The following is a 5173-nucleotide window of genomic DNA, read 5'->3' on the forward strand; positions in this document are numbered from 1 at the left end:
CTCCCGGACGGCGGTCGGCCGTCCGGGAGCGCGCGGGCCCGGTCCCCTAACCGAGGTTCTTGCTGTCGGTGTCCCACTCGGTGGAGCACAGGCCGCAGTCGTCGCCGACGAACTCCCGGCGGGCCCGCTGGTCGCCCTTGAGCCGCCACTCCAGCCAGGCGACGCCGACGCGTCCGTACTCCCCGCCGTCGGGCTCGGCGAAGGTGCCGTAGTGGCCGACGTCGAGGTGGCCGATGAAGGCGGGCAGCCCCCGCGGCAGCCGTCCGTAGTCGTCCAGGGCGTTCTCGTAGGCGATGTCGCCGGGGCCGCCGGTGAAGTAGGCGACGGGGGCGTGCAGGTCCTCCAGCAGGTCGTTGTCGCGGTCGGTCAGCAGGCCGCTGTTCCACAGCACGGTGGTGTCCACGCGCGGGTCGTCGGCGACCTCGTAGGTCTCCAGGCCGCCGCAGGACTGGCCCATGATCGCGACGCTGTCGGTGTCGATGTGGCCCCGGTACTCGCTGAACAGGCGGTCGTTCTCCCCGATCGCCCAGTCGACCGCCTCGGTGAGCATCTCGGGTTCGGTGCTGCCGAACCCGCCGGGGCGGCCGCTGGCGATGACCAGGAAACCGTGTGAGGCGAACTCGGTGAGGATGTTCTCGAACCACGTCCCGTCGGCGCGGCAGGCGCCGTTGCCCCAGGCCACGATCGGCAGCCGCTCGCCCTCGGGCAGGTCCACGGGCCGGTAGACGGTGTGGTCGCGCAGGCGCGGGGTCGTGACGTACTCGGCGTCGTAGGGCCCCGTCCCGCCCAGGACCCGCACGGGGTCGGCGGCGGCCGTCCCGGGGGCGAGGGCGGCGACCGTCGCCAGGCCGAGGAGGACCGACGCCGTCCGGCGTACCAGCGGTGATCCCATCTCATTCTCCTTGGGGGTTCGAAAAAAGCGAGGGTTCCTTTTCCGGCGCGCTGGACACCGAATATCGAACGCCGGTCAGAAACTGTCAACACGCCCTCGCGCACGACACGTGGTTCCACCGATACACCCGCCGGTCCTGCGTTTTCTCCGTTCGGTGACGGAACACGCACCCGACCAGGAAAGGAGGGTCCGGAGAAAGGGGAGCACCGGTGCCACGGGAAAAGATCCCGCACCGTGATCACCTCCGGCACCGGCCGCACCACGCGACCGTCGGCTCACGGTGTCGGCACCGGCCGTTCCCGCCTCAGCGCCTGGGCAGGGCGAGGGCGAGGAGGGCGAAGGCGATCGCGAACGCGGCCTGGACGACCATGCAGATCGCGAGTGCCGTCATGTAGTCCTGCCCGGGCGGGGCGGTGGAACCGGCCATCGCAGTACCCAGAACCCCTCCGGCGACCGCGACTCCGAGCCCCATGGCGGCCTGCTGCGCGGTCTGGATGACCCCGGAGGCCGCTCCTGCCGAGGAGGGCGGGACGTCGGCGATCATCGCCCCGACCAGCGGACCGAACATGAGCGCCTGACCGACCCCGACTCCGACCAGCAGAGCTCCCAGCGTCCACCCGCTCATACCCGGGCCCCGCATGAGCACCGATGCCGCGGTCGCCACCAGCATTGCCGCCTGGACGAACCCGCCGATCGTCAGCAGACGGCGGAATCCGAAACGGGGCGCCAGCTTTCCCGACCAGATCGACACGGCGAAGAAGCACAGTGCGAACGGCAGCAGCACGAGGGCCGCACCCATCGGGGGCCAGCCCAGACCCGTCTGCGTGGAGAGCGCGTAGAGGAACGTGAACGCGCCGAAGGCCGACTGGAGCAGGAGGGCCATGATGAGGCCGAGCCGGTACGACCTCAGACGCAGGAGCGGCGGAGGAACGAGCGGGACCAGGTCGCGGCGGTGCAGTCGGAGCTGCCGCGTCCAGAACGCCGCGAACGCCACCGGGCTGGCCGCCAGCAGTGCCCAGCACCACCCGGGCCAACCGAGCGCACCGCCCTGGGACAACGGGATCATCAGCGCGAGCAGCGATACCCCCAGCAACGCGGTCCCGACCAGGTCCAGCGAACGATCGCCCGGTGCGTCGGTGCTGGGCATCCAGCGCAGAGCGGCGAGGAACGCGACGGCGCCCATGAGGACACTCATCGCGAAGACCGTGCGCCAGGGGGAGCCGAGCAGGGGGACCGACAGCAAAACGCCGCCGAGGACCTGACCCACCGCCGTCGCGCCGCCCGCGGTCGCCCCGAACAACGCCACCGCCCGGGCACGCTCGCGTCCATGCGTGGAGGCCGTGATCGTCGCGAGCACCTGGGGAACCATCGCCGCCGCCGACACGCCGGTGAGCGCGCGGGCGACGATCAGCACGGCAATGGTCGGCGCGAGCGTCGCCATCAGCGAGAACGCGGTGAATCCGGCCATGCCGAACAGGAAGAGCCGCCGCCTGCCGTACAGGTCGCCCAGACGCCCGCCGACGACCATCGGCGCGGCGAAGCCCAGGGAGTAGACCGACACCACCAACGACTGCTCGGACGCCGAAGCGTGCAGCGAGGCGCCGATACTCGGTACGGCGATTCCCGCGGCGGCGAAGCTCATCACCGACAGCAGCAGGGCGGACAACGCGGTCAGGAGTCCGACCGTGCCCAGCGTCGCAGGCGGCGCCCCCTCCCCTGCGGCTGATCGGGCCAGCGTGGTGGCGCTGCGGGCCTGGCGGTAACCCTCGGCCCGCGCAGGGGTCGTCTGGCTCCGCGGTTTCGATTCTCTAGTCACGTCTCGACCCTGGCAGGGGCCTCATCCCGGTACCAGATGCCTGTTTATGGGGGTACTGACCGAACCTGGCTACTGGTCCGCACGTGAGGCATGGTGGAGACATGACAGGTTCCCGACCCCCCGCGGTCAGACGCGATCTCGGCGCCTTCCTGCGCACCCGACGCGAACGGCTCACCCCGGACCAGGTGGGGCTTCCCAGCACCGGACGCCGTCGCACGCCCGGTCTGCGCCGCGAAGAGGTCGCGGTGCTCGCCGGAGTCGGCGTCACCTGGTACACCTGGCTCGAACAGGGCCGACCGATCAACGTCAGCGCGCAGGTCCTGACCGCGGTCGGCAGAGCCCTTCGCCTGGACGACACCGAGAAGCGACACCTGGAACGCCTCGCCGGTGCGCGTACCCGGTCGACCGCTCCGTTGGCACTCGACGCGTCGCTGTCGACGGCCTACCAGCCGGTACTGGACAAACTCGATCCCTACCCCGCCTGCCTGCAGACCAGCGCGTTCGACGTGGTGGCCTACAACCTCTCCTACCGCTTCCTGTTCACGGACATGGACCGGATACCGCCCGCTGAGCGGAACTGCGCGTTGCAGTTCTTCACCAACGCCGACTGGCGCAGCCGCTATGTCGACGACGACGTCGTCGCCGCTCGGATGGTCGCACAGCTGCGCGCGGTCGCCGGCACCGACACAGGCCACACCGCGAGCACCACGGTCCGGGAGCTGCGGCAGCGGTCGGAGGAGTTCTCGCGGCTGTGGGACCGGCACGACGTCATGCTCCAACACCTGGAGACCAAACGACTGGACAGTCCACGGGTCGGCTTGCTGCGCCTGAACTTCGTCTCGTCCAACGTCGCGGAGACCGGTCACCGCCTGACCGTGATGACACCAGCCGACGAGACCACCTCGCAGCGGCTCCTCCGGCTGTCAGAAGTGGACGTCGACGCCCAGCGCGGATGACGGCGGCGACCGCAGGTGGCGTCGGCGGCCCGCCGGGAGCGTCCGCCGGTAGGTTCTTCGCCCCGGGCGCGCCCTCGCACAGCGGTCGCGGCCCCCTCCGCCGTGACCCCGTGCCCCTAGCGCGGTTCGGCCGTCCATCCCCGCCATGAGAACAGGACCACCGCGGGTCAGGGCCCTTGCGTCGCACCGGTTGCGCTTCCGGCCGGTCCTCGTCCAGCGCCCGCGGGCACCGGCTCACAGCTCGATGACGGTCTTGACGTCGTCGCCGCCGGGTTCGAACGCCTCGTGCGCGCGCTCCAGCGGCAGCCGCCGGGTGATCATCCGCTCCAGCCAGGCGTGGTCGGCCCGCGCCAGCGCCCGCGCGGCCATCTCGTAGTGGCGCAGGTTGGCGTTGACCGACCCGAAGAGCACGTCGTTCTCCAGGACCAGCTGGCGGTTGATCGCCCCGGCGTCGACGTCGATCGTGTGCCCGCCCGACGAGATGCCGGTGAGGCACACGATCCCGTAGGCCGCGTTGTGGGCCAACGCGTCGAGGATGACACCGGAGGCGCCGGTGGCCTCGATGACCACGTCCGGCTCGCCCGTGGCCGCGACCTCGGCGACGCCGCCGGTGTGGTACGTCGCCCCGAGGGCGGCCACCAGTTCGGGCTTGACCCCGTGCTCCACCCGGTCCAGTACGTGCACGTCCAGACCGCGCTGGACACCGATCATGGCGGCGAGCAGGCCGATCGGCCCGGCGCCGGTGACGAGCAGGCGGCGCGGCTCGAACCAGGCGCGGCCGCCGATCCGGTCGATCTGGTCCCACGCCTTGGCCACGACCGTGGTCGGCTCCATCAGCACGCCCACGCGCTCCAGCGAAGGGTCGAGCCGGACCGCGTAGTCGGCCTCCACCGTCCACTGCTGGGAGCCGTAGCCGTGGATCTGCTTGATGCCGCGCTCGGTGAACCCGCCGTTGCGGCACATGTCGAACTCCCCGTGCGCACAGGCCCCGCACGGCACGGGGTCGGGCCTGCGCACCACCCCCACCACCAGGTCGCCCGCGGAGAAGCCGCTGCCGTCGGGGGCCTCGCGCACCCGGCCCAGCGACTCGTGCCCCAGGATCAGGCGCTCGTGACCGGGCGGCGCCTCGCCGTACCCGGCGTCCGCGATCTCTCGGTCGGTGCCGCAGATCCCCAGCGCGATGCCGTCGACGAGCAGCTCCCCCGCGCCCGGCACGGGCGTCTCGACCTCGCTGACCCGCACCGAACCGGCCTGCGACGGCACCACCGTCAGAGCACGCATGGCCCTCCCCCTCACCTGACGCACGTGTTCGGCCCCGGTACCGGGTGCCGAGGCGTCCCCGGAACGCGGGACCGGGGGTCGGGAACGCTCCCCGGCGCCCGCCCCGTCCCCGGGGATTCTGCCAAGCGGCTACCCGGGCGCCGCTCCCGACACACGAGGCGGGACGCGAACGGGACGAGGCACGGCCCGAACGGGGCGCGATCGGGACGGGCGTGAACAGGGCGGGGC

General features: G+C 71.7%; 4 protein-coding genes. 1 reads left to right on the forward strand and 3 read right to left on the reverse strand.

Features of this window, described 5'->3' with window-relative positions; all coding sequences use genetic code 11:
* Positions 1-46: 46 nt before the first annotated feature.
* Both DQW06_RS14285 and DQW06_RS14290 read right to left on the reverse strand, forming a co-directional pair.
* Entirely contained in the window at positions 47-892 is an 846-nt protein-coding gene (locus DQW06_RS14285) for an alpha/beta hydrolase (RefSeq protein ID WP_117198616.1), read from the reverse strand.
* 304 nt (positions 893-1196) lie between these two features.
* The gene (locus DQW06_RS14290) at positions 1197-2708 is read right to left on the reverse strand and encodes an MFS transporter (RefSeq protein WP_117198618.1); all 1512 of its coding nucleotides are present in this window, start codon (positions 2706-2708) and stop codon (positions 1197-1199) included.
* Between the two features lie 101 nt (positions 2709-2809).
* On the opposite strand from DQW06_RS14290, the gene DQW06_RS14295 reads away from it, so the two are divergent.
* Positions 2810-3664: a helix-turn-helix transcriptional regulator gene (locus tag DQW06_RS14295; RefSeq protein ID WP_071622340.1), complete on the forward strand. Its 855-nt coding sequence runs from the start codon at positions 2810-2812 to the stop codon at positions 3662-3664.
* A gap of 234 nt (positions 3665-3898) precedes the next feature.
* Here the strand turns inward: DQW06_RS14295 and DQW06_RS14300 are convergent, their stop codons facing one another.
* Positions 3899-4945, reverse strand: coding sequence for a glucose 1-dehydrogenase (locus DQW06_RS14300; protein ID WP_013153725.1), 1047 nt, complete (start codon positions 4943-4945; stop codon positions 3899-3901).
* Positions 4946-5173: the final 228 nt, after the last annotated feature.

Source organism: Nocardiopsis sp. TNDT3, from assembly GCF_003427465.1.
Taxonomy (GTDB): domain Bacteria; phylum Actinomycetota; class Actinomycetes; order Streptosporangiales; family Streptosporangiaceae; genus Nocardiopsis; species Nocardiopsis dassonvillei.